General features: G+C 19.2%; 25 protein-coding genes, 5 tRNA genes and 1 pseudogene. 20 read left to right on the forward strand and 11 right to left on the reverse strand.

Annotated features, from left to right (window positions below; genetic code table 11):
- Window positions 1–53: 53 nt before the first annotated feature.
- Entirely contained in the window at window positions 54–683 is a 630-nt protein-coding gene (locus AB4W58_RS01390; protein ID WP_367673914.1) for an RlmE family RNA methyltransferase, read from the reverse strand.
- Window positions 684–900: 217 nt separating this feature from the next.
- The gene (gene greA, locus AB4W58_RS01395; protein ID WP_367673915.1) at window positions 901–1,380 is read right to left on the reverse strand and encodes a transcription elongation factor GreA; all 480 of its coding nucleotides are present in this window, start codon (window positions 1,378–1,380) and stop codon (window positions 901–903) included.
- 264 nt (window positions 1,381–1,644) lie between these two features.
- Between greA and AB4W58_RS01400 the strand changes: the two genes are divergently transcribed.
- From AB4W58_RS01400 to cgtA, 4 genes are all read left to right on the forward strand, one after another.
- Entirely contained in the window at window positions 1,645–1,890 is a 246-nt protein-coding gene (locus AB4W58_RS01400; protein ID WP_367673916.1) for a BolA/IbaG family iron-sulfur metabolism protein, read from the forward strand.
- A gap of 161 nt (window positions 1,891–2,051) precedes the next feature.
- The gene (gene rplU, locus AB4W58_RS01405; RefSeq protein ID WP_367673917.1) at window positions 2,052–2,372 is read left to right on the forward strand and encodes a 50S ribosomal protein L21; all 321 of its coding nucleotides are present in this window, start codon (window positions 2,052–2,054) and stop codon (window positions 2,370–2,372) included.
- 3 nt (window positions 2,373–2,375) lie between these two features.
- Complete coding sequence (gene rpmA / locus AB4W58_RS01410) at window positions 2,376–2,645, forward strand: 50S ribosomal protein L27 (protein WP_367673918.1); 270 nt, start codon at window positions 2,376–2,378, stop codon at window positions 2,643–2,645.
- Between the two features lie 96 nt (window positions 2,646–2,741).
- Entirely contained in the window at window positions 2,742–3,740 is a 999-nt protein-coding gene (gene cgtA, locus AB4W58_RS01415; protein ID WP_367673919.1) for an Obg family GTPase CgtA, read from the forward strand.
- Window positions 3,741–3,856: 116 nt separating this feature from the next.
- On the opposite strand, the gene rpsI is transcribed toward cgtA, so the two are convergent.
- Window positions 3,857–4,249, reverse strand: a complete 393-nt coding sequence (gene rpsI, locus AB4W58_RS01420; protein WP_367673920.1) for a 30S ribosomal protein S9 — start codon at window positions 4,247–4,249, stop codon at window positions 3,857–3,859.
- A 20-nt stretch (window positions 4,250–4,269) separates the two neighbouring features.
- Window positions 4,270–4,698 (reverse strand): 50S ribosomal protein L13, encoded by a 429-nt coding sequence (gene rplM / locus AB4W58_RS01425; protein WP_367674247.1) that lies wholly within the window; start codon window positions 4,696–4,698, stop codon window positions 4,270–4,272.
- A 271-nt stretch (window positions 4,699–4,969) separates the two neighbouring features.
- On the opposite strand from rplM, the gene AB4W58_RS01430 reads away from it, so the two are divergent.
- The 7 genes and pseudogenes from AB4W58_RS01430 (at window position 4,970) to rplS (ending at window position 9,223) form a co-directional block, all read left to right on the forward strand.
- Complete coding sequence (locus tag AB4W58_RS01430) at window positions 4,970–5,386, forward strand: chorismate mutase (RefSeq protein WP_367673921.1); 417 nt, start codon at window positions 4,970–4,972, stop codon at window positions 5,384–5,386.
- A 17-nt stretch (window positions 5,387–5,403) separates the two neighbouring features.
- Complete coding sequence (locus AB4W58_RS01435; RefSeq protein WP_367674248.1) at window positions 5,404–5,820, forward strand: prephenate dehydratase domain-containing protein; 417 nt, start codon at window positions 5,404–5,406, stop codon at window positions 5,818–5,820.
- Between the two features lie 105 nt (window positions 5,821–5,925).
- Window positions 5,926–7,269, forward strand: a complete 1,344-nt coding sequence (gene ffh, locus AB4W58_RS01440) for a signal recognition particle protein (RefSeq protein WP_367673922.1) — start codon at window positions 5,926–5,928, stop codon at window positions 7,267–7,269.
- A gap of 60 nt (window positions 7,270–7,329) precedes the next feature.
- The gene (gene rpsP, locus AB4W58_RS01445) at window positions 7,330–7,572 is read left to right on the forward strand and encodes a 30S ribosomal protein S16 (RefSeq protein WP_367673923.1); all 243 of its coding nucleotides are present in this window, start codon (window positions 7,330–7,332) and stop codon (window positions 7,570–7,572) included.
- The gene (gene rimM / locus AB4W58_RS01450; protein WP_367673924.1) at window positions 7,573–8,082 is read left to right on the forward strand and encodes a ribosome maturation factor RimM; all 510 of its coding nucleotides are present in this window, start codon (window positions 7,573–7,575) and stop codon (window positions 8,080–8,082) included.
- A gap of 69 nt (window positions 8,083–8,151) precedes the next feature.
- Window positions 8,152–8,873: pseudogene (gene trmD, locus AB4W58_RS01455) on the forward strand (tRNA (guanosine(37)-N1)-methyltransferase TrmD).
- A gap of 5 nt (window positions 8,874–8,878) precedes the next feature.
- Window positions 8,879–9,223: a 50S ribosomal protein L19 gene (gene rplS, locus AB4W58_RS01460; RefSeq protein WP_367673925.1), complete on the forward strand. Its 345-nt coding sequence runs from the start codon at window positions 8,879–8,881 to the stop codon at window positions 9,221–9,223.
- Window positions 9,224–9,339: 116 nt separating this feature from the next.
- Here the strand turns inward: rplS and tldD are convergent, their stop codons facing one another.
- On the reverse strand, window positions 9,340–10,788 hold the full coding sequence (gene tldD, locus AB4W58_RS01465) for a metalloprotease TldD (protein ID WP_367673926.1): 1,449 nt from the start codon (window positions 10,786–10,788) through the stop codon (window positions 9,340–9,342).
- A 188-nt stretch (window positions 10,789–10,976) separates the two neighbouring features.
- On the opposite strand from tldD, the gene aroQ reads away from it, so the two are divergent.
- The gene (gene aroQ / locus AB4W58_RS01470) at window positions 10,977–11,429 is read left to right on the forward strand and encodes a type II 3-dehydroquinate dehydratase (protein WP_367673927.1); all 453 of its coding nucleotides are present in this window, start codon (window positions 10,977–10,979) and stop codon (window positions 11,427–11,429) included.
- A 151-nt stretch (window positions 11,430–11,580) separates the two neighbouring features.
- Here aroQ and AB4W58_RS01475 read toward each other — a convergent pair whose 3' ends face one another.
- Window positions 11,581–12,540, reverse strand: a complete 960-nt coding sequence (locus tag AB4W58_RS01475) for an RluA family pseudouridine synthase (RefSeq protein WP_367673928.1) — start codon at window positions 12,538–12,540, stop codon at window positions 11,581–11,583.
- A 245-nt stretch (window positions 12,541–12,785) separates the two neighbouring features.
- Between AB4W58_RS01475 and alaS the strand changes: the two genes are divergently transcribed.
- The 4 genes from alaS (at window position 12,786) to AB4W58_RS01495 (ending at window position 16,076) form a co-directional block, all read left to right on the forward strand.
- Window positions 12,786–15,452 carry an alanine--tRNA ligase gene (alaS, locus tag AB4W58_RS01480; RefSeq protein ID WP_367673929.1) on the forward strand — a complete coding sequence of 889 codons (2,667 nt, stop codon included), beginning with the start codon at window positions 12,786–12,788 and terminating at the stop codon, window positions 15,450–15,452.
- 80 nt (window positions 15,453–15,532) lie between these two features.
- The gene (gene csrA, locus AB4W58_RS01485) at window positions 15,533–15,715 is read left to right on the forward strand and encodes a carbon storage regulator CsrA (RefSeq protein ID WP_367673930.1); all 183 of its coding nucleotides are present in this window, start codon (window positions 15,533–15,535) and stop codon (window positions 15,713–15,715) included.
- A gap of 140 nt (window positions 15,716–15,855) precedes the next feature.
- A tRNA-Ser gene (locus AB4W58_RS01490) sits at window positions 15,856–15,945 on the forward strand.
- A 57-nt stretch (window positions 15,946–16,002) separates the two neighbouring features.
- A tRNA-Arg gene (locus AB4W58_RS01495) sits at window positions 16,003–16,076 on the forward strand.
- A gap of 319 nt (window positions 16,077–16,395) precedes the next feature.
- On the opposite strand, the gene rpiA is transcribed toward AB4W58_RS01495, so the two are convergent.
- The 4 genes from rpiA to AB4W58_RS01515 all read right to left on the reverse strand — a co-directional run bounded on the left by rpiA (window position 16,396) and on the right by AB4W58_RS01515 (window position 17,548).
- Window positions 16,396–17,061, reverse strand: a complete 666-nt coding sequence (rpiA, locus tag AB4W58_RS01500; protein WP_367674249.1) for a ribose-5-phosphate isomerase RpiA — start codon at window positions 17,059–17,061, stop codon at window positions 16,396–16,398.
- Between the two features lie 194 nt (window positions 17,062–17,255).
- Window positions 17,256–17,327, reverse strand: a tRNA-Gln gene (locus tag AB4W58_RS01505).
- An 18-nt stretch (window positions 17,328–17,345) separates the two neighbouring features.
- Window positions 17,346–17,429 (reverse strand) — tRNA-Leu (locus tag AB4W58_RS01510).
- Window positions 17,430–17,474: 45 nt separating this feature from the next.
- Window positions 17,475–17,548: transfer RNA gene (locus tag AB4W58_RS01515), tRNA-Met, on the reverse strand.
- Between the two features lie 267 nt (window positions 17,549–17,815).
- On the opposite strand from AB4W58_RS01515, the gene AB4W58_RS01520 reads away from it, so the two are divergent.
- The 3 genes from AB4W58_RS01520 to AB4W58_RS01530 all read left to right on the forward strand — a co-directional run bounded on the left by AB4W58_RS01520 (window position 17,816) and on the right by AB4W58_RS01530 (window position 23,072).
- A complete protein-coding gene (locus tag AB4W58_RS01520) occupies window positions 17,816–19,480 on the forward strand; it encodes a glutamine--tRNA ligase/YqeY domain fusion protein (RefSeq protein ID WP_367673931.1) in 1,665 nt (554 codons plus the stop codon).
- A gap of 1,058 nt (window positions 19,481–20,538) precedes the next feature.
- Entirely contained in the window at window positions 20,539–21,846 is a 1,308-nt protein-coding gene (gene eno / locus AB4W58_RS01525; protein WP_367673932.1) for a phosphopyruvate hydratase, read from the forward strand.
- A gap of 317 nt (window positions 21,847–22,163) precedes the next feature.
- A complete protein-coding gene (locus AB4W58_RS01530) occupies window positions 22,164–23,072 on the forward strand; it encodes a 5'-3' exonuclease H3TH domain-containing protein (RefSeq protein ID WP_367673933.1) in 909 nt (302 codons plus the stop codon).
- 1 nt (window position 23,073) lies between these two features.
- On the opposite strand, the gene yihA is transcribed toward AB4W58_RS01530, so the two are convergent.
- Window positions 23,074–23,682: a ribosome biogenesis GTP-binding protein YihA/YsxC gene (gene yihA / locus AB4W58_RS01535; protein ID WP_367673934.1), complete on the reverse strand. Its 609-nt coding sequence runs from the start codon at window positions 23,680–23,682 to the stop codon at window positions 23,074–23,076.
- Window positions 23,683–23,909: 227 nt separating this feature from the next.
- Here yihA and typA point away from each other — a divergent pair, with 227 nt between their 5' ends.
- On the forward strand, window positions 23,910–25,727 hold the full coding sequence (gene typA, locus AB4W58_RS01540) for a translational GTPase TypA (protein WP_367673935.1): 1,818 nt from the start codon (window positions 23,910–23,912) through the stop codon (window positions 25,725–25,727).
- The last annotated feature ends 3 nt before the right edge of the window (window positions 25,728–25,730 follow it).

The raw sequence follows: 25,730 nt of genomic DNA on the forward strand, positions 1-25,730 counted from the left end.
TCTCAAGAGATTCACTCCTCATTACTTAAATTAAAATATTTAAACTTTAAAAACTATTTTTTTATATACTTTGCAATAATAAAAATTTCACGAGATCGGAATCTAGAAGCTTGTGGTTTATAAATTTTAACTTGAGAAAATTTTTTTTTTATAAATTGATAATATATATTAAAACTTTCTCCTTGAAAGCTTTTTGTTATAAATACACCATTTTTTGATAATATTTTAATTGATAAATTTAAAGCAGATCTACTTAAAGATATTGATTTATGCATATCAATTATAGGATATCCACTTATATTTGGAGATATATCAGACATACATACATCTACTTTTTTATATTTTAAATTCTTCAATATTAAAGAACATGTATGCATATCTTGAATATCTCCTTTTATAAAAATTACACCTAAAATAGGTTTCATAAAAGAAATATCACATGCAATAATCTTCCCTTGAGATCCTATTTTTTGTAAAGCATATTCTGACCAACTGCCTGGAGAACATCCAATATCTAAAATAATATTTCCATTTTTGAAAATATTAAATTTGTTGTGTATTTGATCTAATTTAAACCAAGCGCGAGAACGTATTTTATTTTGATGAGTTTTACGTACATAAAAATCTTTAAAATGACGTCTTAACCAAATTTTAGAACTAGAATTTTTTTTTTTGTTATTCATATATCATTTTAAAATATTTAAAAAAATATGTTTAATTATTAATTTTAAAAATTTCAGAAAAAATATTTTAAAAAACTTATTTTAAAAAATCATTTAAAACTGATATTATCAGTTATAATCAAGATTATTTTAATTTAAATTTATATTAACACTTTTTATAAAAAATAATAAAGATCTAATAAAGGTTAAATAAAAAAGTATATTAAAAATATATTTATCATATATATTCAATTTTTAATACTTTATATGTTACTTTTCCAGATGGAGTATGAACTTTTAAAAAATCATTTTTCTTTTTACCTATTAAACTTCTTGCAATAGGAGAATTAATTGAAATCATTTGTTTTTTAAAATTAGATTCATCATCTCCAACAATTTTATAAGTATAAATATTTTTTGATAAAACATGCAAAACAGTCACTGTAGCACCAAAAAATATTTTTTTAAACGTAGATAGATTTTTTATGTCTATAACATTAGCATTTGATAATTTAAATTCAATTTCTCTAATTCTTCCTTCACAAAAACTTTGTTCTTCTTTAGCAGCATGATATTCTGCATTTTCTTTTAAATCTCCATGAGACCGAGCTATAGCAATAGATAAAATAATTTTAGGTCTCTTGATTTTCTTTAAAAAATTTAATTCTTTTAACAACTTTTTTTGACCTTGTACCGTCATTAAAATTTTATTGATCACATTTATGCCTTGATTTTTATAATTGATTTATACGAAAAAAAAATAATTATATTGACTTATCATAAATTTAATTTAAAAAAATATAATATATTAATTAATAAATAAATTAAAATTCAATAGTAAAATAATAAATACATTAATCTATAAATAAAAATATAAAATTTTATTTTAATACATGATATATTAATAAAATTAATTTTATTTAAAAAAATATATTATGAATAAATTTTAAATATATTATAAGTTAAAAAATTTTAAAAAAAAATGAAAAATAAAATAAAAGAAATTCTAAACCAAAAATTAAAATTAAACTATATAAAAATTATACAAGATAATAATTATTATAAAATAATAGCAGTAGGAGATATATTTTCCGAAATTAACATAGTTAATAGACAAAAAATAATATATTCTCCTTTAATATCTTATATTCAAAAAAATAAAATACATGCAATTTCAATTAAAGCATATTCTACGAATGAATGGAAAAAAATTAATAAAAAAAAATAAAAAATTTTGAATAAATAAATTTTTGTATAAAATATAAATTTTTAAAAAAATTTTATATACAATAAAATTTTTTATTTTTTGTTGACATTATACAAAAAATTTTATGTATTTAATATCTTTTACTTATAAATATAAATACAACTATAAATTGGAGTATTTTTATGTATGCAGTACTTATGAATGGAGGAAAACAGTATAGAGTTAAAATAGGTCAAATATTAAGACTAGAAAAAATTAATTGTAAAATTGGAAAAGTTATAAAATTTAATAATATTTTACTAGTTAAAAAAAATGAAAAAATTTTTTTAGGTCAACCTATTTTAAAAAATACTGTCATAAAAGCTTGTGTTTATAAACATGGACGAAAAAAAAAAATTAATATAATTAAATTTAATCGTCGAAAACATTATAAAAAAAAACAAGGACATAGACAAAATTATACAAGTGTAAAAATTATACATATTAATTTATTTAAGGAATAAAAAATGGCACAGAAAAAAGCTGGAGGATCTAGTCGAAACGGACGAGATTCACATTCGAAACGATTAGGAATAAAAAGATTTGGTGGGGAATTTGTAAATGCAGGTTCAATAATCATTAAACAACGAGGAACAAAATTTCATTCAGGTTTAAATACTAAATGCGGAAGAGATCATACAATCTATGCAGTGAAATCTGGGATTGTTGAATTTAAAAAAAATGGTCTATATAAAAAAAAAATTATTAATATTATTGAAAAAAATAAAATTTTATAAATAATTTATATTTATATTTTTATTATAAAATTATCTTCCTCTTTTAAATATTAGAGGAAGTATTATAAAGAAATAAATCTTGGAGTAATTCTTATTATGAAATTTATTGATCAAGCAATTATTACATTAAAATCAGGAAACGGAGGAAATGGTATTATTAGTTTTAAACGTGAAAAAAACAATCCTAAAGGAGGTCCAGATGGAGGAGATGGAGGAGATGGAGGAAGTATATTTTTTGAAGCTAATAAAAATATAAATACACTAATTGATTATACTTTTAAAAAATTTATACAAGCAGAAAATGGAGAATCTGGAAAAAATCGTAATCAATCTGGAAAAAAAGGAAAACATATAAATCTTTTTGTACCATTAGGAACAAAAATAATTAATTATGATACGAACGAAATAATTAAAGAATTTACATATCATAAACAATCATTTTTAATTTTACAAGGAGGATGGCATGGATTAGGAAATTATCGGTTTAAATCTTCTACTAATCGTACTCCAAAAAAAAGAACTGTAGGAAAAATTGGAAAAACCATAAAAATTAAATTAGAATTATCATTACTAGCAGATGTTGGGATTATTGGTTTACCAAACGTTGGAAAATCTACTTTTATTAGAAGTATTTCTTCTGCTAAACCTAAAATAGGAAATTATTGTTTTACTACTTTACAACCTAATTTAGGAGTGTTTTTTACAAAATCAAAAAAAAGTATTACATTTGCAGATATTCCAGGAATTATAAAAGGAGCATCAAAAGGAGCAGGACTAGGATTAAAATTTTTAAGACATCTTGAAAAATGTAAAATTCTTCTTCACATAATAGATCTTTCTATACCGTGTTATAAAAAAATTATAGAAGATATAAAAATTATAAATAAAGAAATCAAACTTTATAAAAAAGATTTATATAAAAAAAAAAAATGGTTAGTTTTTAATAAATCAGACACTTTACACAAAAAAGATATTAAATATAAAATAAATAAAATTTTAAAACAAGAAAAAAATATTACAAAATATTTTATTATTTCTGCAATTAAAAAAAATGGATTAAATACTCTGTGTAAAAATTTAATTAAAACTATATAGATACATCTTAATATCAAATCTAATTTAAGATTTAAATAAAGATGCTCTTATACAAGTTAAAAATTGATCGCAAAAAATTTAAAATATTTAACTTGTATATAATAATATAAAATAAATTATCTTTTAGAAAATTGCGGTCTACGTCTAGCTTTTCTAAATCCAACTTTTTTTCTTTCTACCTGACGAGAATCACGAGTCACAAAACCTAATTTTTTTAAAATTTTTAAAAAAGTACTATCAAATTCAATTAAAGCACGTGTAATTCCTTGTCTAATTGCTCCTGCTTGTCCAGAAATACCTCCGCCTTTTACAGTAATATAAAAATTTAATTTGTTAATCATATTTACAGCTTGTAAAGGTTGTTCAATAAGCATACATGATGTTTTTCGACTAAAATATTTATTTAATTTTAAATTATTAACAATAATATTTCCATTTCCAAGTGTTAAAAAAACACGTGCAGAAGATGATTTTCTTCTACCTGTACCATAATTTCGTACTTTTTCCATTTTAATTTTATATCCTAAATTTAAATTGTAAGTAAAATCGGTTTTTGAGATTGATGATTATGAAAATCTTTAGAATATACTTTTAATTTTTTGAATATTAATCTTCCTAACGGGCCTTTTGGTAACATTCCATATACAGATTTTTTAATAATTTCTTCCGAATTATTTAAAAAAAGATCAGAAAATTTCTTTTTTCTTAATCCTCCCACATGACCAGTATGGTAATAATATAATTTTTTTTTAAATTTTTTTCCCGTAACATGAATTTTAGAAGAATTAATTACGATAATATAATCTCCAACATCAATATTTGGAGTATATATACTTTTATGCTTTCCACGAAGATAATGTGCAATTACACTAGATAAACGTCCTAGTATTTTTCCAGTCGCATCAACATAATACCAATTTCTTACAAAATCTTTCTTAGATGCTGAAAAACTTTTTATATTCATATCTTATCCTTATAATATATAATTTTTAGAAATCAAAAAAAAAAAAAAAAAAAAAAAAAAAAAAGACAAAATATAATTTTTTATGAATTATTAAAATAATAACATTATTTTTTTTTAAATACATTTTTTTTACATGAAAAAATTTTATAAAAATGTTATTTAAAATAAAAATTTTATTTAAAAAAAAATAAAAATCTTTATAATAAGAACTAATAAACTTTGTTTTATATAAAATAAAAAAATACAAATAAAAAATAGGTTACTTATGAAAAATCAAAAAAATTTACTTAAATTGAGAAAAAAAATTAATCGTATTGATAAATCTTTTTTAAAATTATTATATAAAAGAAAATTAATTTCAAAAAAAATTATAAATGAAAAAATTAATATTAATTATCCAATAAAAGATTCTGTGCGAGAAAAAGAAATTTTTAAAAAAATTACAGATAAAGGAAAAAAATATAATTTGAATAAAAAATATATAAAAAAAATTTTTACAATCATTATCAAAAATTCAGTAAAAATTCAAAATAAAATTTATAAAAAAAAAAAATCTAAAATTATTAAAATATCTTTTTTAGGTCCTAAAGGATCATATTCTTATCTAGCTGCTTTAAAATATGTTAAAAAAAAAATAAAATTTTCCATGAAGTCCCATGTAAAACATTTACTCAAGTTATAAAAAAATTAAAAAAAAATATTGTAAAATATGCTATTTTACCTGTAAAAAATAATTCTTCTGGAAATATTAAAGAAACTAACAAATTATTAAAAAAAAATAAATTTTTTATTAAAAAAAAAATTATAATGAACATTAATCATTGTCTTATTTCAGCACAAAAAAATTCTTTTCAAAATATAAAATTAATTTATAGCCATATAGAACCTATTAAACAATGTCAATTATTTATAAAAAAATTTCCTTTATGGAAAATTAAATACACTAATAGTTCTTCAGAAGCTATAAAAAAAATATCTCAAAAAAAAAAAAAATATATAGCAGCAATAGGAAATAAAGAATCTTGTATACTTTATAATTTATATATTATTAAAAAAAATATTTCTAATCACAAAAAAAATAAAACATTGTTTTATGTATTAAAAAAAAATCATTAAAAATGTTAAAATAATTTTATTAAAAAAAAAATTATAAAAAATAACTATTATATAAAAATTTATTAAAATAAATAATTTTATTAAAATAATTTTGAGTAAAATCAAATGTTTAAAAACCTAACTAAGCGTTTTAAAAGAATTATAAAAAATATTTCTAATAGAGGACGAATTACAGAAAAAAATATTAAAGAAACATTGAGAAAAATAAGAATTGCATTACTAGAAGCAGATGTATCTTTGATAGTTATTACAAAATTTATTAAAAAAATTAAAAAAAAATGTATTGGTAAAGTTATAAATAATTCTTTAACACCTGGACAAGAATTTATAAAAATTGTTAAGCATGAATTGATAGAAATAATTGGAAATAAAAATCATTCTATAAAAATCTTGCCAAAAAAATTATCTATTTTTTTAATTATAGGATTACAAGGAGCAGGAAAAACTACAAGTATTGGAAAACTATCTAAAGTATTTCGAGATAAATTTAAAAAAAAAGTTTTAGTAACGTCTACAGATATATATAGACCTGCTGCCATTAAACAATTAAAAATTATTGCTTCTAAAATTCAAATTGATGTTTTTAAATCTAACAATTCAGAAATACCAATAGATATTTCAAAAAAAGCTATAGAATATGCTAAAATAAAAAAATACGATATTTTAATTATAGATACTTCTGGACGATTACATATTAATACAAAATTAATGAAAGAAATACAAAATTTGCATAAATATATTAATCCTATAGAAACAATTTTTGTAATTGATTCAATGATTGGTCAAGATTCTATTAATATAATTAAAAAATTTCAAAAATTTATTTTAATCACAAGCATTTTTTTAACTAAATTAGACTCAAATGCAAGATGTGGAGTTGCATTATCAATAAAATATTTAACGGATATTCCAATTAAATTTATTGGTAATGGAGAAAAAGTGGATGATATCGAACTTTTTAATGCAAAAAATATTGCTTCTAAGATTTTAGGCATGGAAAATATTTTATCTGAAATTCAATCTATAGAACAAAAACTTGATAAAAATTATATTAATAAATTAAATACACAAATTAAAGATTATAATTCATTTAATTTAAACGATTTTTTAAAACAAATATATCAAATAAAAAAAATCGGAAATATTCAGTTTTTATTAAAAAAATTACCAATTAGTTCTGATATTAAAAATAATATTTTATTTCAAATGAATGATTCTATGATATTAAAAATAGAATCAATAATTAAGTCTATGACCATAAAAGAAAGAAATTATCCTAATATTATTAAAATATCGAGAAAAAAAAGAATTGCATTAGGTTCTGGAACAACCATACAAGATATAAATAAACTTTTAAAACAATTTAAATCTATAAAAAAAATTATGAAAAAAATAAAAAATATTGGATTTATAAAACTATTTAATAAAATTAAACAAATGATTTTATAAATATATAATTTCTCTTATATAAATACAAAATTTTATTTAATTTTTAAAGGAAGATTAAAAATGGTGAAAATAAGATTATCTAGACACGGATCTAATAAAAAACCTTTTTATCAAATTATTGTTACTGATAGTAGATCAGCAAGAAATGGTCGTTTTATTGAAAAAATAGGTTTTTTTGATCCAATTTGTAAAAATAAATTAAATTCATGTAAAATTAATCTAGATAAATTAAAATATTGGATTCAAAAAGGCGGACAAACTTCTAAAAGAGTAAAAAAAATAATGAAAATATATATTAAATAAATGATTAATAAACATTTAAATCAAATCATTATAGGTAAAATTTGTTCACCTTATGGAATTTTAGGATGGAATAAAATGTTTTCTTTTACTGAAAACAAAAAATCTATCTTTAAATATAATCCTTTATTTTATTGTAAAAAAAATATTATATATTCTTTAAAAATTATTCAATGGAAAACTATAAAAAATTATTTTCTAATAAAAATTCAAAATATAAATAATCGAAATAAAGCTTCTTCATTTAAAAATATAAATATATTTATTTATTCTGAACAAATCAAAAAAAAAAATAATGAGTATCTTTGGAGAGAAATTCTTTCATGTCAAGTTTTTAATATAAATAAAAATTTTTTAGGAATAGTAATAAATATTATTAGAACACATACAAATGATATTTTAGTAATTAAAAAAAATGACTATAAAGAAATATTAATTCCTTTTGTAAAAAAAAAAATTATTAAAACAATTAATATTAAAAAAAAAATAATTCTAGTTAATTGGAGAGAATAGAATTTGAAAAAAAAAAATATTATAAAAAAATTTTTTATAAATTTTAAAATAATTACAATTTTTCCTGAAATGTTTAATTCAATAATAAATTATGGAATTCTCTCAAGAGCAATAAAAAAAAAAATTATAAAATTAACTGTGTTAAATTTGAGAAATTTTAGTAAAAAAAAAAATAAAAGTGTAGATGATAGACCTTATGGAGGAGGACCAGGAATGATTATGAGTTTTCTTCCATTAAAAATGGCAATAATAAAATATATAAAAAAAAAAAATATTATATAATTTATTTATCTCCTCAAGGAAAAAAGATTAATCAAAATAATTTAAAAAACTTTTCTAAAATTAAAAACATCATATTAATTTGTGGAAGATATCAAGGAATTGATCAAAGATTTATAAAAAAATTTGTAGATCAAGAATTATCTATTGGAGATTATATATTAACAGGCGGTGAATTGGCAGCAATGGTATTTATAGATGCAATTTGCAGATTTATACCAGGTGTTATTAAAAAAAAAAATATTAAACATCAAGATTCTTTTTCTAAAACTTTATTAGATTATCCTCATTATACTAGACCAAGAATTATAGACAAGATGAAAGTACCAGATATTCTTTTATCAGGAAATCATAAAAAAATTAAAATTTGGAGATTAAAAAAATCCATTGAATATACTCTTTTTAAAAAACCAAAATTATTTAAAAAAAAAAAATTTAATGCCAAAGAAAAAATTTTTTTAAGTAAAATACTTCAATTAAAAAATAAAAATATCACTACTTTTAAAAAATAAAAAAAATGAATAATATATTAAATATTATAGAAAAAAGACAAATAAAAAAAGATATACCAAAATTTCGCTCAGGAGATACAATAGAAGTACAAGTTTGGGTGATAGAAGGCACTAAAAAACGTTTACAATCTTTTGAAGGAATTGTTATTTCTATTAAAAATAGATTTTTACAATCATCTTTTTGTGTTAGAAAAATATCAAATGGTGAAGGAGTAGAAAGAGTTTTTCAAACTCATTCTAAAAATATTGAAAAAATATTTATCAAACGTAAAGGTTTTGTTAGAAAATCTAAATTATATTATTTACGTAAAAAATTTGGTAAATCTGCAAGAATTAAAGAAAAAATTTAATTCGTTAAATAATTTATTATAATTAATTATTTTTTAAATAAAAAAAAGCAGTCATAGCATTAAGTGTGACTGCATATAAAAATATTTAAAAATTTATAAATTTATACAATTTAAAATTAATTTGTTCCTCCTATAGTTAAAGAATCTATTTTAATAGTTGGTTGACCTACAGAAACAGAAATATTTTGTCCTTCTTTAGAACATAGACCAGTGCCATTATCCATTTTCAAATCATTTCCAACCATGGATATTTTTTTCATAATTTCTATTCCAGAACCAATCAAAGTTGCTTCTTTAATTGGATAAATAATTTTTCCTTGTTTAATTAAATATGCTTCAGATGTAGAAAAAACGAATTCTCCAGAAGTAATATCAACTTGACCTCCACTAAAATTAACTGCATATATTCCATAATCTACACTTTCTATAATTTCTGATATAGTAGATTTTCCAGAAAGCATATATGTGTTAGTCATACGAGGTAAAGGAAGATATGCATAAGATTCTCTTCTCCCATTTCCTGTTGAAATTGTATTCATAAGGTGCGCATTAAATTTATCTTGTAAATATTTTTTTAAAATACCTTTTTCTACTAAAACATTGTATTTACCTGGAGTTCCTTCATCATCAATTGATATAGAACCTTTAGAATATTTTTTTGTACCATCATCAACTATTGTACATAAATTAGAAGCTACTTTTTTATTTATTTTATTACTATATATAGATAAATTTTTACGATTAAAATCACCTTCTAACCCATGACCCACAGCTTCATGTAATAATACTCCTGGAAATCCTGAACCTAATACTACAGGAAATGAACCTGAAGGAGCTTTTTTGGAATTTAAATTTAAAATAGAAATTCTAGCTGCTTCTTTCGTTAAATTTTCTAAATTTAAAAAACCATTTTTATTTTTTTTTAAAAAATATTGATATGTACTTCTAACACCTCCTCCATTAGTTCCAATTTCACGTTTTCCATGATCTTCAGATAAAATATAAATAGAAAGAGATACTAAAGGTCTAATATCTGTAGATAAAACACCATCCGTAGATGCAACTAATATATTTTCATATGTTCCAGATAAACATGCGTTTACTTGAGAAATTCTTGAATCATATCTACGAGCAATTTCATCTACTTGACGTAAAATATTTAATTTTTCTTTATTTGTTAAAGAATTTAAAGGATTTTCAGATCTATAAAAAGATTTATTCGAATTATAAATAAAATTTTTATTTTTTTGACGTTCTTTATTTTTTAAAATATTTTGTACTAGATTTGTAATTTTTTTTAATCCAGTTAAATTTATTTGATTTGTATAAGCAAAGCCATTCATTTGATTATAAATTGCTCGTAATCCTATTCCTGTATCAACATCATATGTTCCATTTTTAATAATTTTGTTTTCTAATATCCATGATTCACTTAATTTTAATTGAAAATATATATCAGAATAATCTATAGTTTTCTTAGATAAATCAGATAATATAGAAAAAATATCTTCTATACTAATATTATTTTTTAATAATATATTATTTATCACTGTATTAAAATTCATATACGCTCACTTTTTAAATACAAATTATTTAAGATCTTCAAATTTTATAAAATAAATTATAAAATTATTTTAAATTTTATTTTTTAGATATAAAAAAATTTTATATTTCAAAATTTATTTTATATTTTGTATCTTATAATATATATTGTATAATATAATTTAATTTAATTAATCAACAGAAATATAATATGCAAAATAAATTTAATATATTATTAATTAATGGACCAAATTTAAATCTTTTAGGATCTAGAGAAAAAAAAATTTATGGGAATATATCTTTATTAAAATTAGTCAAAAATTTAAAAAAATATGCTCAAAAATATTATATAAAAATTAGTCATATACAATCTAATGCGGAACATGTATTAATTGATGAAATACATCGTGCAAAAAAAAAAATTAATTATATAATCATTAATGCTGCTGCTTTTACACATACTAGTATTGCTTTAAGAGACGCTTTATTAGCTGTAAATATTCCATTTATCGAAGTACATATATCTAATATTTATTCTCGAGAAAATTTTCGTTCACATTCATGGATTTCAGACATTTCTAATGGAGTTATCTGTGGATTAGGTATAGACGGTTATAAATGGGCATTAAAAACAGCAATTCAAAGATTATATAAAAAAATATAATTAATATTTTTTATGTTATATAGTATAAAAATACTTATAAAAATATAAATATTTAATATACTTATACAAAAAATTTTAAATATTTAATGTGTATTTTAAAAAATATCTGTATAAATTTTAATTTTATTAAATAAAAAATTTTGAATTTAAATTAAATTTTTTGATCTAGTTTATAGATTAATTCAATCATATCTTGCGGTAAACCAATCTTAAAAGACATTTTTTTATTTGTAATTGGATGAAAAAATTTCAATTTAGAAGCATGTAAAGCTTGTCTAGGAAAATTTTTAATTACATTAAATAATTTGCTATTATTATTTAAATCTTTAAAAAAATTTAAATAATATTTATATTTTTTATCTCCAACTATAGGATGTTTAATATATAACATATGAACACGTATTTGATGTGTTCTACCTGTTTCCAATCTAATTTTTAACCATGTACATGTACTAAATTTTTTTCTAACTTTATAATGTGTTACTGCATTCCTTCCATCTAAAGAAACTGTCATATGAGTTCTATAAAATTTATGTCTTTTAATAGGAGCATTAATTACATCTCCAAATTTTATTTTTCCTAAAACAACAGCATCATATTCTCGATTAATTTTTCTTAATTTTATCATTTTTTTTAAAATAAAATATGAAGAAATTGTTTTAGCAATAATAATTAATCCTGTAGTATCTTTATCTAATCGATGAACTATTCCTGTTTGAGGAATTTTTTTAATATTTTTATAATAAAATATTAATCCATTTAATAAAGTATTATGTTTATTTCCATAGCCTGGATGCACAACTAAAGATGATGGTTTATTTATTATCAATAAAAATTTATCTTCATAAACAATACTTAGATTTATTTTTTCAGATACTAAGGACTTGTCTTTCTTAAAAAATTTTTTCACATTTAAAATATCTCCTTCCATAATTTTAAAATCAGGAGATTTAATAATTATATTATTTACTAAAACATAACCTTTATGTATACATCTCTTAAAATAATTTCTAGAACATATAGGAAATAATTTTGATAACGCTTTATCGATTCTAAATTGATTAAATATTTTTTTAGGAACTTTTTTTTCTAATAAAATAAAATTTTTCAAATACCTTTATCCTTTGTAAAATTTAAATTTTAAAATAATTAATTTAAAATATAACTTATTAAAAACTTTAAATATTAATTATAAAGTATATCATTTAGTAAAAATTAATAAAAATTTTTTATATACTAAAAATATATAAATGTTATTTAAAATTATTACTAATTAAATATTCAATATAATAAAATTATTTAATTATTAAAAAATTAATAAAAAAATTTTAAATCATCATAATATTTTGGATTAATATGTATAAAAAAACAGAAATAATACGTCAAACATTTTTGAATTTTTTTAAAAATAAAAATCATATAATTTATCCTAGCAGCTCTTTAATTATTGATAATGATCCAACATTACTATTTACTAATGCAGGAATGAATCAATTCAAAGATATTTTTTTAGGTTATAAAACAACTAAAGATAAAAAAATTGCAAGTGCACAATATTGTTTACGTACAGGTGGAAAACATAATGATTTAGAAAATGTTGGTTATACATCTAGACATCATACATTTTTTGAAATGTTAGGAAATTTTAGTTTTGGCAGTTATTTAAAAAAAAAATCTATCATATACGCATGGGAACTTCTTACTGAAAAAAAATGGTTTAATATTGATCCAAATAAACTTTTAGTAACTATATATGAATATGATATAGAATCATATAAAATTTGGAAAAATATCATAGGATTATCTAATAATAAAATAATTTCTATAAAAAATAAAAATAATGTTCAATATACATCAGATAACTTTTGGAATATGGAAAAATATGGACCATGCGGTCCTTGTACAGAAATTTTTTATGACTATGGAGAAAGTGTACATGGAAATATTCCCGGATCTAAAAAAGATATAGGAGATCGTTTTCTAGAGATATGGAATATTGTTTTTATTGAATATCATAAATTACCAAAAAAAAAATTTATTAAATTAAAATCTCCATCAGTAGACACAGGTATGGGTTTAGAAAGAATATCTTCTGTTTTGCAAAATGTTAAATCAAATTACGATATAGATATTTTTCGTCAAATTATACAAGGTATTAAAAAAAAATTTAATATATCTAATAAAGTAAACCATAAAGCTTTACAAGTAATATCTGATCATATTCGTTCTAGTGCGTATATTATTGCTAATAATGTTTTTCCTTCTAACGAACATCGAGGTTATGTTTTAAGAAAAATTATTAGACGAGCTATTAGACATGGACGATCTATTGGATTAAAAAAATGTTTTTTTTATAAGATAGTACCTATATTAATTAAATCTATGAATCAAGCTAATCATATTTTAATTCATAATAAAAATCAAATTGAAAACATATTAAAAATGGAAGAGTTACAATTCTCAGATACTTTAAATAAAGGATTAAAAATTTTAAAAGAAGAAGTCAAGAATTTAAAAAATAATATATTAGATGCTAATATAGTATTTTATTTATATGATACATTAGGATTTCCAATAGATTTAACTCAAGACTTTTGCAAAGAAAAAAATATTCAAATAGATATGAATAAACTTAAAAAAAAAATCAAAAAACACAAAAAATTAAATATACAAGAAAAATATCAAAATAAAAATAAATTATCAATATCTATTAATAAAAAAACAAATTTTATTGGATATAATTTTAGTAAACAAAAAACTATTGTAAAAAAAATTTATATTGAAAATAAATCAATTAATAAAATTAATAAAAAAAATAAAGGACAAATAATTTTACAAAGCACTCCTTTTTATGGACAATCTGGTGGGCAAATTGGAGATAGTGGAACAATAAAATCAAAAGATGGAATTTTTAAAGTTTACAATACCACAAAATATGGAAACATTATTATTCATCATGGAAAAATTTCTTTAGGAAAAATAAAAAAAAATACTTTAGTTACAGCTAAAATTGATATAAAAAAAAGAAAATTAATTGAAAAAAATCATACTGCTACGCATTTACTACACGCTGGATTAAAAAAAATTTTAGGAGAAAATGTTTTACAAAAAGGTTCTTTAGTTAACGAAAAAAAAATTAGATTTGATTATACTTATTTTAAAAATTTAAGTTTTAAAAAAATTAAAAAAATTGAAAAAACAGTTAATAAATATATTCAAAAAAATATTAAAGTGATAAGCTTTACTACAAAATTTAAAAATGCTAAAAAAAAAAAATACGTATTTCTTAAAAATAAAATTTATCAAAATAATGTTAGAATTATTTCAATTAATTCAATTTCAAATGAATTATGTAGTGGTACTCATGTATCTAAAACAGGAGAAATTATTCTTTTTAAAATAATAAATGAAAGTAGTATATCATTTGGAACTAGAAGAATTGAAGCTGTAACTTATAAAAAAGCTTTTAAAGAAACTTATAAAAAAGAAAAAAAATTAAATACCATACAAAAGCTAATACAATCAAATGATTCTGATTTAATAAAAAAAATTCAAAATATTTTAATAATGCAAAAAAAATTATTAAAAAATAATAAAAATATTACAGAAAAATTATTAATTTTATTAATAAAAAAAATATCTAAAAAATATATTAAAATTAATAATCATTATATCTTTTTTTACATACTATATAATGAAAAAAATTCATATATTTTAAAAATTATAGATCAGTTACAAAAAAAATTTCAATCAAGTGTTATTATATTAATAAATATATCAAAAAAAATTTATTTAAAAATTAAAATTAGTAAAAAATTAAGTAAAATTATTCCAGCAAATACACTTATTTTAAAAATTTTTAAAAAAATTTCAGGTAAAGGAGGAGGAAATATGAATTTTTCTGAAGGAATTATAAATTCTTCTCTATCTATAAATAAAATAATAAAAAAATGCAAAAAATTAACTTTTGCTAAAATTCAAAAAAAAATAAATAATTATAAATTTAGTACAAAAAATTATTAAAAAAATTATATAAAATAATTTTATATCTATATACTAAAATTATATGGAATTTTAAAAAAAATATTTTAAGGAGAAAAAAAATGTTGATTTTAACCAGAAGAATTGGAGAAACATTAATTATAGGAGATGAGATTACAGTAACAGTATTAGGAATAAAAGGAAATCAAGTACGTATAGGTGTTAACGCTCCAAAAAAAATTTCTGTACATAGAGAAGAAATATATCAAAGAATACAAGCTGAAAAAAAAAATAAAAAAATATAAATTTTTTATAAAAAATATTTCAATAAAATTATTTTCTATAAATATTTATATTATATAAAAAAAATATAAAAAATTGACTTTATAAAAGAAAAAAGTATAAAATAGATGTATTAAATTATTTAAAAAATAAAATTTATTAAAGTGAGATGGCCGAGTGGTTTAAGGCGCTCTCCTGCTAAGAGAGTATGTATTTAAAAAATGCATCGAGGGTTCAAATCCCTCTCTCACTATTTTCTTAAATTTTATTTTTAATAATAAAAATTATATTTTAAATATATTTGATTTACGCATCCGTAGCTCAGTTGGATAGAGCACTCGGCTACGAACCGAGAGGTCGAGGGTTCAAATCCTTCCGGATGTAATAAAAATTTAAAAAATAAAAAATTATTTTTAATAAAATCTGTAAATTTATAAAATTATTAAAAATATTTATTTAAAATAAATTTATAATTATAATTTATACAATATTTAAAATATCTTGTCTAAAATAAAAAATTTTTTATAAATATTAAATTTAAAAAATACATAATTTATAAAATTTTTTTATCTGATAATTATATTTAAAAAAAATATTATATAAAATTAAAAAAAAATTCAATTAAAATAGATCTGAAATTTTTATATAATTCATTTTAAATATATATTTTAAAAAAAAATTAAAAAAAATATTTAAACAAATTTTAACTTTTATTTAAAATAGTTTGAACTTGAGTATAATTACTAATTAATAAAATATCAGGTTGTCTTTGTGAAAAAATTCCTACAGAAATTACTCCAGGTATATTGTTAATTTTTTTTTCTAAGTATATAGGATTATTAATATACAGATTTTTAATATCTAATATATAATTATTATTATCGGTAATAACTTTTTTTCTTTTTTTCACTATTCCACCAAGTTTTTCTAATTCTTTTTTTACATATTTATAAGACATAGGCAAAACTTCTATTGGTAAAGGAAATTTTCCTAAAACATTTACTTTTTTAGTATAATCAATCATACAAACAAATTTTTTAGATGCTGATGCTATAATTTTTTCCTGCATTAAAGCAGCTCCTCCACCTTTAATCATATCCATATTATTATTTATTTCATCTGCACTATCAAAATAAATTGAAATATAATCTACATCATTTAATGCAATTACAGGGATACCATTTTTTTTTAAACTAATTGTGGTATGATTAGATGAAGACACAGCGCCTTGAATACTATCTTTAATCTTTCTTAAATATTTAATAAAATAAGATATAGTTGAACCCGTTCCTATACCAATTATTTTTTTTTTAGGTATATATCTTAAAGCATATTTTGCTACTATTTTCTTTAAATTTTTTAATGTCATTTGATCAATACCAATAATTATTTTATAAAACATTTTAATATAATTTTATAAATACTATTTATATTAAAAAATAAAATTAATTCAAGTTAAAATATAAAAATATTTAAAGAAATATTTTTAATAAATTTAAAAATAATATTATTTTTTTATTTAATTTTAAAAAAAAAGTTTAAATTACATTTATATTTATTTAACTGGGGTACCTGGATTCGAACCAGGGATGTCGGTATCAAAAACCGATGCCTTAACCTCTTGGCTATACCCCAAATTTTTTAATTAAAATATACGGAAGGCGAGATTTGAACTCGCAAACCCAATTAGGCGCCAGAACCTAAATCTGGTGCGTCTACCAATTTCGCCACTTCCGCTTTTTTATATTTAACTTTCTATATTATAATATAAATTAATAATTTTAGCTATGATGGGAATTGAACCCATGACCTCAGCGTTATGAGTGCTGTGCTCTGACCAACTGAGCTACATAGCTAATTTTTTTATATTATATTATTCTAAAATGAATTTAAAATATTTTTTATTATTTAATTATAAAAATAAATTAAAAAATACTCTTTATAAAAAAATATGATGAATTAATATTTTAACATAAAAATTATAATTTTATTAATATTTCTTAAATTTAAATTTTTAAAATTATATCATATAAAACATAAAAATTCTATTAAGAAATAAACATTTTAAAAAGATTATTTATTAAAAATATTTATGAAAATAATATCTTTTATCTTATAAATTAATGGAAAATAAAATAATGAAAATTCATAAAATTAATAATTTTATTTATAAAATTATTAATAAAGATTTAAAAAATAAAAAATATAAAAAAATACATACTAGATTTCCACCAGAACCAAATGGATTTCTACATATTGGACATGCTAAATCAATATATTTAAATTTTGAAATTTCAAAAATATACAATGGAAAATGTAATTTAAGATTTGATGATACTAATCCTAATACTGCAAGTAAAATTTATGTTAAATCTATTAAAAAAGATATTAAATGGATGGGTTATATATGGAATAAAAAAAGTTTTTACGTATCTCAATATTTTAATAAACTATATAAATATGCACAAAAATTAATAAAAAATAATTTAGCATATGTAGATAAATTATCTAAAAAAGAAATAAAGGAATATAGAGGTACTTTAAAAAAAAAAGGACAAAATAGTCCTTATAGAAATCAAACTATTGAAAAAAATATGAAACTATTTAAAGATATGAAAAATGGAAAATTTCAAGATGGAGATTTATGTCTCCGAGCAAAAATTAATATGAATTCTGCAAATATAGTTATGCGAGATCCTGTTCTATATAGAATAAAAAAAAAATTACATTATCGTACAAAAAATAAATGGTGTATATATCCAACATATGATTTTAGTCATTGTATCTCAGACTCTATAGAAAAAATCACTCATTCCTTATGTTCATTAGAATTTTTAGATAATAATCAATTGTATCAATGGATTTTAAGAAATTTAAACATAAAAAAACATGCTAAACAATATGAATTTTCTAGATTAAATTTAGAATATACTATTCTTTCTAAACGAAAATTAAAAGTTTTAATAGAAAAAAAAATTGTTTCAGGATGGAACGATCCTCGAATGCCAACAATATCTGGATTAAGAATTAGAGGATATACTCCTAAATCCATTAAAAATTTCTGTAAAAAAATAGGAGTATCTAAAAAGAATCATTTAATTGAATTTTCTTTATTAGAATATTGTATACGAAATCATTTGAATAATATCGCTTGTCGATTTATGGCGATTATAAATCCATTAAAAATTGTTATTATAAATTTACCTAGAAAATATAAAGAAAAAATAATCGTTAATAATCATCCTTTATATCCAGATATGGGAACTCATAAAATTTATTTTAATAAAATTATATATATTGATAAAAATGATTTTCAGGAAGTAGCAAATAAAAAATATAGAAGATTAACTATAAATCAAGAAGTAAGATTACGTTATTCATATGTTATTAAAGTAAAAAAAATTAAAAAAAATAGTCTTGGTTATATAAAAAAAATTTATTGTACATATGATAAAAATACTTTAAATAAAAATCCTGTAGATAGAAAGATAAAAGGAGTTATTCATTGGATTTCTAAAAAAAATTCTATTCCAGCTAAATTTAGAATATTTCAACATATTTTTTCAATTAAAAATCCAGATTCAGTGAAAAATTATTTAAAATATATTAATCATGAATCAATTAAAATTCAAAATGGATTTGTTGAAAAAAGTCTTATTAAAAACGTCAAAAAAAAATTTTTTCAGTTTGAAAGAGAAGGTTATTTTATAATTGATAAAAAAGAAACTATTAAAAATAAAAAAATTACTTTTAATAAAACTATCTCGTTAAAAGGAAAAAAATACTAATAATTAGAATTTTATAATAAATATTTTTATATAAAATATATAAAAATTATTATCTAAAAGAATAAAAAAGTATTTTGTTAATAAAGTAATATTATTTTAAAAAAATAAATTACTATACTATCTTAAAAGTATATTTAAAAAAAAAAAAATAAATTAAATTTATATAATTATAAAATTAAAACTATATTAAGTTAAATCAAAGTATTATAAATACTTATTAAAAATATAAAAAAATTTATAATAAAAGATTATATAAAAAGATTAAGATCTAAATTGCTATAAAATATTTAATTATACTAAAAATTAATCTTTATAATGCATTACTATAGATCAAGTATATTTAAAAATTTTAAAAAAAATTAAATAAATTATACTTATAAATCTTTTAATTTAAATAAACCAAAAAGAAATTTATTAAAATGAGATAAAAATTAAATAAAATATTAATTCCTCAAAGATTTTAAAAATAAAAGTATCTAGTGTTAAACTATTATATACAATATATTAAATAAAAAATATAATATTTTTAAAAATTTACTGAAAATTAAAAGTTTTTATTATTAAATTTTTAAGAAATACAATAGAAATAAAAAATAAAATTCTATTGAATTTTCTTTATATATTATAAAAAACTCTTATTATATCTTTAATTTAAAAAATCAAATAAAAGATAAATTATTTTAAAACATGTTAATAAAAAAATTTAAATATATGAGATTGAGAAATAAAAATTATATCTTAAAAAAGTAATTTATCTTAACTCTTTATATCAAAAAATACTATTTTAAAATGAAATAAATATAAAAACTAAGAAAACAAAAATTTTTTATAAAATCAAAAATAAATGATTTAAAAAATCAAAGAATTTGTGAAAAAAAAATTAATTAAAATTATTAAAAAGTATTTTTTTTTATTACATATAAATTTCATTTAGAATTTATATCTAAATCTCAAAATAAACATTTCTTATTTACAGGATTAATTCAAAAATCTAAAAAACATAAAAAATTAATAAAATAATAATATTCATTTATATATAAAAATATGATGAGGTAAAAATGTCTAAAATAATGAGAATTATTGGTCGAGAAATTATTGATTCTAGAGGAAATCCTACTGTAGAAGCAGAAGTACATCTTAAAAATGGTTTAATTGGAAGAGCTTCAGTTCCTTCTGGTGCATCTAAAGGTTCTAAAGAAGCTTTAGAAATTAGAGATGGAAATAAAAAACGTTTTCACGGTCAAGGTGTAAAAAAATCTATTTCATTAATCAATAATTTAATATCTAAAAATTTATTATATAAAGACTCTTTAGATCAAAAAAATATTGATAAAGTAATGATAGAATTAGACGGAACTAAAAACAAATCTATATTAGGAGCAAATACTATATTAGCTGTTTCTCTAGCTAACGCAAAAGTTGCTTCTATGTTTAAAAAAATTTATTTTTTTGAACATATTGCAGATTTAAATCATACTTCTAAAAAATATTCTATGCCTCTTCCTATGATGAATATCATTAATGGAGGAAAACATGCAAATAATAATATTGATATTCAAGAATTTATGATACAACCAATATCTGCTAAAAATTTTAAACATGCTGTGAGAATAGGATGTGAAATTTTTTATTCATTATCTAAAATATTAAAAAAAAAGAATATGAGTACAGCTGTAGGAGATGAAGGAGGATATGCTCCAAACATAAATTCTAATGAAGAAGCTATTCTTTTAATATTAGAAGCAATAGAAAAATCTGGATATATTATTAAAAAAGATATTACTCTAGCAATAGACTGTGCAGCATCTGAATTATATGATATTAATTCTAAAACATATTATTTAAAAGGAGAAAATAAAAAATTTAATTCTTATGAATTTACTCAATATTTAAAAGAACTATCATCTAAATATCCCATTTTATCTATTGAAGACGGACAATATGAATCTGATTGGGAAGGATTTTCTTATCAAACTAAAATTTTAGGAAAAAATATTCAAATAGTAGGAGATGATTTGTTTGTAACAAATAATAAAATTTTAAAAAAAGGAATTAAAAATAATATTGCTAATTCTATTTTAATCAAACCAAATCAAATTGGAACATTAACAGAAACATTAAAAACTATTCAAACAGCAAAAAAATCAAATTATAATGTAATTATTTCACATCGTTCTGGAGAGACTGAAGATGTTAGTATTTCAGATTTATCTGTTGGTACATCAGCTGGACAAATTAAAACTGGTTCATTAAGTAGAATAGATAGAATTGCAAAATACAATCAATTAATTAGAATTGAAGAATATTTAGGACACTCTCACGTAAAATATAATGGTATTAAAGAATTAAGAATTAAAAAAAAATAATATATTTTTTAAAAAATTAAATACGTAGTAAAATACTTTATTGAAAAATATTCTATTTTACTACATCTAATATTTGTAAATTTTTTTAAAATTAAAAATATTGTATTATAAAATACATAAAAAATTAATATTATTATTATGTATTGATATCTAATTTATAAAAAAATAAATTAATAGAATCAAACTATTTATCAAAAATATTTTTATTATTTTTAATTAATTTAAATATACAAAATACTCTAAAAATAAATTAATATTTCTAATAAAATTATTCTAAACATTTAATATATTTATTACTATAAAAAAATATTATACACATGAAATTTTATAAAAAAAAAATTGTTATAATTATTGATGGAACAAATTATTTATATAGAGCATACTTTACTTTTAAAAAATTTAAAAATAAAAATGGTCAACCAACAGGAGCAATATATGGCATGTTACTCATGTTAAGAAAAATTTTTTATGAATATCAACCTAAAAAAATAATTATAGTCTTTGATCATAAAAAACAAACTTTTAGAAAAAAAATATATGAAAAATATAAATCTAATAGAGTTAAAATCCCAGAAGATTTAAAAAATCAAATTAAAAAAATTATTAAAATTATAAAATATATGGGAATTACAGTTTTACAAATACCAGGAATTGAAGCAGATGATATTATTGGAACAGTTGCTAAAAATCAAAGTAAAATTGAAAAAAGAATATTAATTTTAACAAATGATAAAGATCTTACACAATTAATTAATTCTAAAATACAAATATTAAATCATCAAAATAAAATCATTACTAAAAAAGAAGTAATTAAAAAATTTGGTATAAAACCTAAATTAATAAAATATTTATTAGCAATAGCTGGAGATCAATCAGATAATATTCCTGGAATACCTGGAATTGGAATTAAAACAGCTCAAAAAATTCTTAAAAAATTTAAATCTTTAAAAGAAATTTATAAAAATTTAAAAAAATTATCATTATTAAATATTAGAAATGCAAAAAATTTACATAAAATATTTAAAAAAAATAAAAAAATTGCTTTTATGTCTTATAATTTATCAAAAATACAATTAAAAATAGAACCATCATTACTAAAAAAAAAATTTAAATTAAAAAAACCTATAATAAAAAAAATTTTAAATCAATTTAAAAAAAATGATTTTACTAGTTTAATAAAATCTTTTAAAAAAAAAAATTGGTTCAATGAAAATATCCCAAAATAAATTATCTATATCTTTCAATATATAAATTATTTAAAATATTTTTTAATTCTAAAACTCCAATTTTTTTTACAGATGAAAATAATTGAACTGATGCAACAATTTTTAAACATGAAAGTATTTTTTTTGCTAAAATATATTTTTTATATCTTAAATTATAATTAATTTTATCACATTTATTTAATAAAATAATTATTTTAACATTCATTTTATTTAAAAAATTCATAATTTCTAAATCAATTTTTTTAAAAAAAAAATTAATATCTACTATAATTATTACGCCAACAACAATCTTTCTTAACTTTAAATATTCTTTAATTTTTTGTATCCATATCATACTAAAATTTTTACTAAATTTAGAATAACCATATCCTGGAAAATCTATGATTCTAAAATTTTCATGAATTTGAAAAAAATTTATTAATTGAGTACGTCCAGGTGATTTACTAACACGAGATAATTTCTTTTGATCACATAATACGTTTATCAAAGTAGATTTTCCTGTATTTGAATAACCAAGGCACGCTACTTCAATGCCAGAATAAATATTTATATCATAAATATTTAAAAAACTCTTTAAAAAAATAGCAGAATGAAAATTTAAATTTTTCATGTATTCCTTATATTTAAATTAAAAATTTTTAAAAATAAAAAAAAAATAAGAATATTTTTATACAAATAAAAATTAAAATATATATTATATAATATAATTTTTATAAATATCATATATATTATATATAATATTCATAAATATTAATTAAATTAAAAAATCTATTTTTTTTTTTAAAAATCATATATTATCTTTTTATACAAACTAGATATTTTATAAGGATTATTTTAATGAATCAAAAATTTAGAAATATAGCAATTATTGCTCATGTGGATCATGGAAAAACTACATTGATCGATAAATTACTTCAACAATCAGGAGTATTTAAAAATCATGAAGAAAAAAAAGAACGAGTAATGGACAGCAATGATTTAGAAAAAGAAAGAGGTATTACTATTACTTCCAAAAATACTTCTTTAATATGGAATGGATATAAAATTAATATCGTAGATACTCCAGGACATGCTGATTTTGGAGGTGAAGTAGAACGAGTATTATCAATGGTAGATTCAGTTTTATTAGTAGTTGATGCTTTAGATGGACCTATGCCTCAAACTAGATTTGTTACAGAAAAAGCATTTAAATATAATATTCATCCAATTTTAGTAATTAACAAAATAGATAGAAAAAACGCACGCCCAGATTGGGTTATAGATCAAATTTTTGATTTATTTGTTAATTTAAATGCTACTGATTCTCAATTAGATTTTCCTATAATATATACATCTGCTTTATTAGGTTTATCTGGATTAGATTACAACGCATTAGAAAAAAATATGACTCCACTATTTAAATCTATAATTAAGTACACTCCTGCTCCAAAAAAAAATATTAAAAGAAAATTTAAAATGCAAATTTCACAATTAGATTATGATAATTATCTTGGAGTTATTGGTATAGGAAGAATTCGATCAGGATGTGTAAAATTAAATCAAAATATAAAAATTATCGATAAAAAGGGAAAAAACTATTTTGGAAAAATTAACAAATTATTAACATATTGTGGATTAAAAAAAATTGAAATAAAAAAAGCATATTCAGGAGACATTATAGCAATTACTGGTATAGAAAATTTGAAAATTTCAGATACAATATGTGATATAAAAAATAATAAACCTATTCCTAAATTAAATATTGATGAACCAACAGTAAAAATGTTTTTTTCAGTAAATTCTTCTCCTTTTTCTGGGAAAGAAGGTAAATATATTACTTCAAGACATATCTTAGAAAGATTAAACAAAGAAAAAAAACATAATGTAGCACTAAAAGTAGAAGAAACAAACGATGCAAGCGTTTTTTGTGTATCAGGAAGAGGTGAATTGCATTTATCTATTTTAATAGAAAATATGAGAAGAGAAGGATATGAAATAGAAGTATCACGTCCTAAAGTAATATTTAAAAAAATAAATGGAATAAAAAATGAACCATTTGAAAATATTGTTTTAGATATAGAAATAAAACATCAAGGAGTGATTATGAAACATCTAGGAGAAAGAAAAGGAGAAATAAAAAATATGATTTCAGATAATAAAGATAGAATTAGATTAGAATACATTATATCTAGCAGAGCTTTAATTGGTTTTCGCTCTGAATTAATAAATATTACTTCTGGAACAGGATTATTTTATTCATCTTTTAGTCATTATGCAAAATCCTCTAAATTAAATATTGGACAAAGAAGAAATGGAGTATTAATATCAAATAATACAGGAAATGCAGTCGCTTTTGCTTTATTTAACTTACAAAATCGAGGAAAATTATTTTTAGGTCATGGAGCTCAAGTATATCAAGGTCAAATTATTGGAATGCATAGTAAATCTAACGATCTGACTGTAAATTGTTTATTAGGAAAAAAATTAACTAATATGCGAGCTTCTGGAACTGATGAAGCTATAAATTTAGTTAAACCAATAAATTTTACACTAGAACAAGCAATGAGTTTTATTAATGATGACGAACTAATAGAAATTACACCTAAATCTATTCGTTTAAGAAAAAAAATATTAACAGAAAGTCAAAGAAAACAAGCTTCTAGAAAAAAAATATAAATT

Source organism: Buchnera aphidicola (Chaitophorus sp. 3695) (assembly GCF_964058985.1).
Lineage (GTDB): Bacteria > Pseudomonadota > Gammaproteobacteria > Enterobacterales > Enterobacteriaceae > Buchnera_J > Buchnera_J aphidicola_BQ.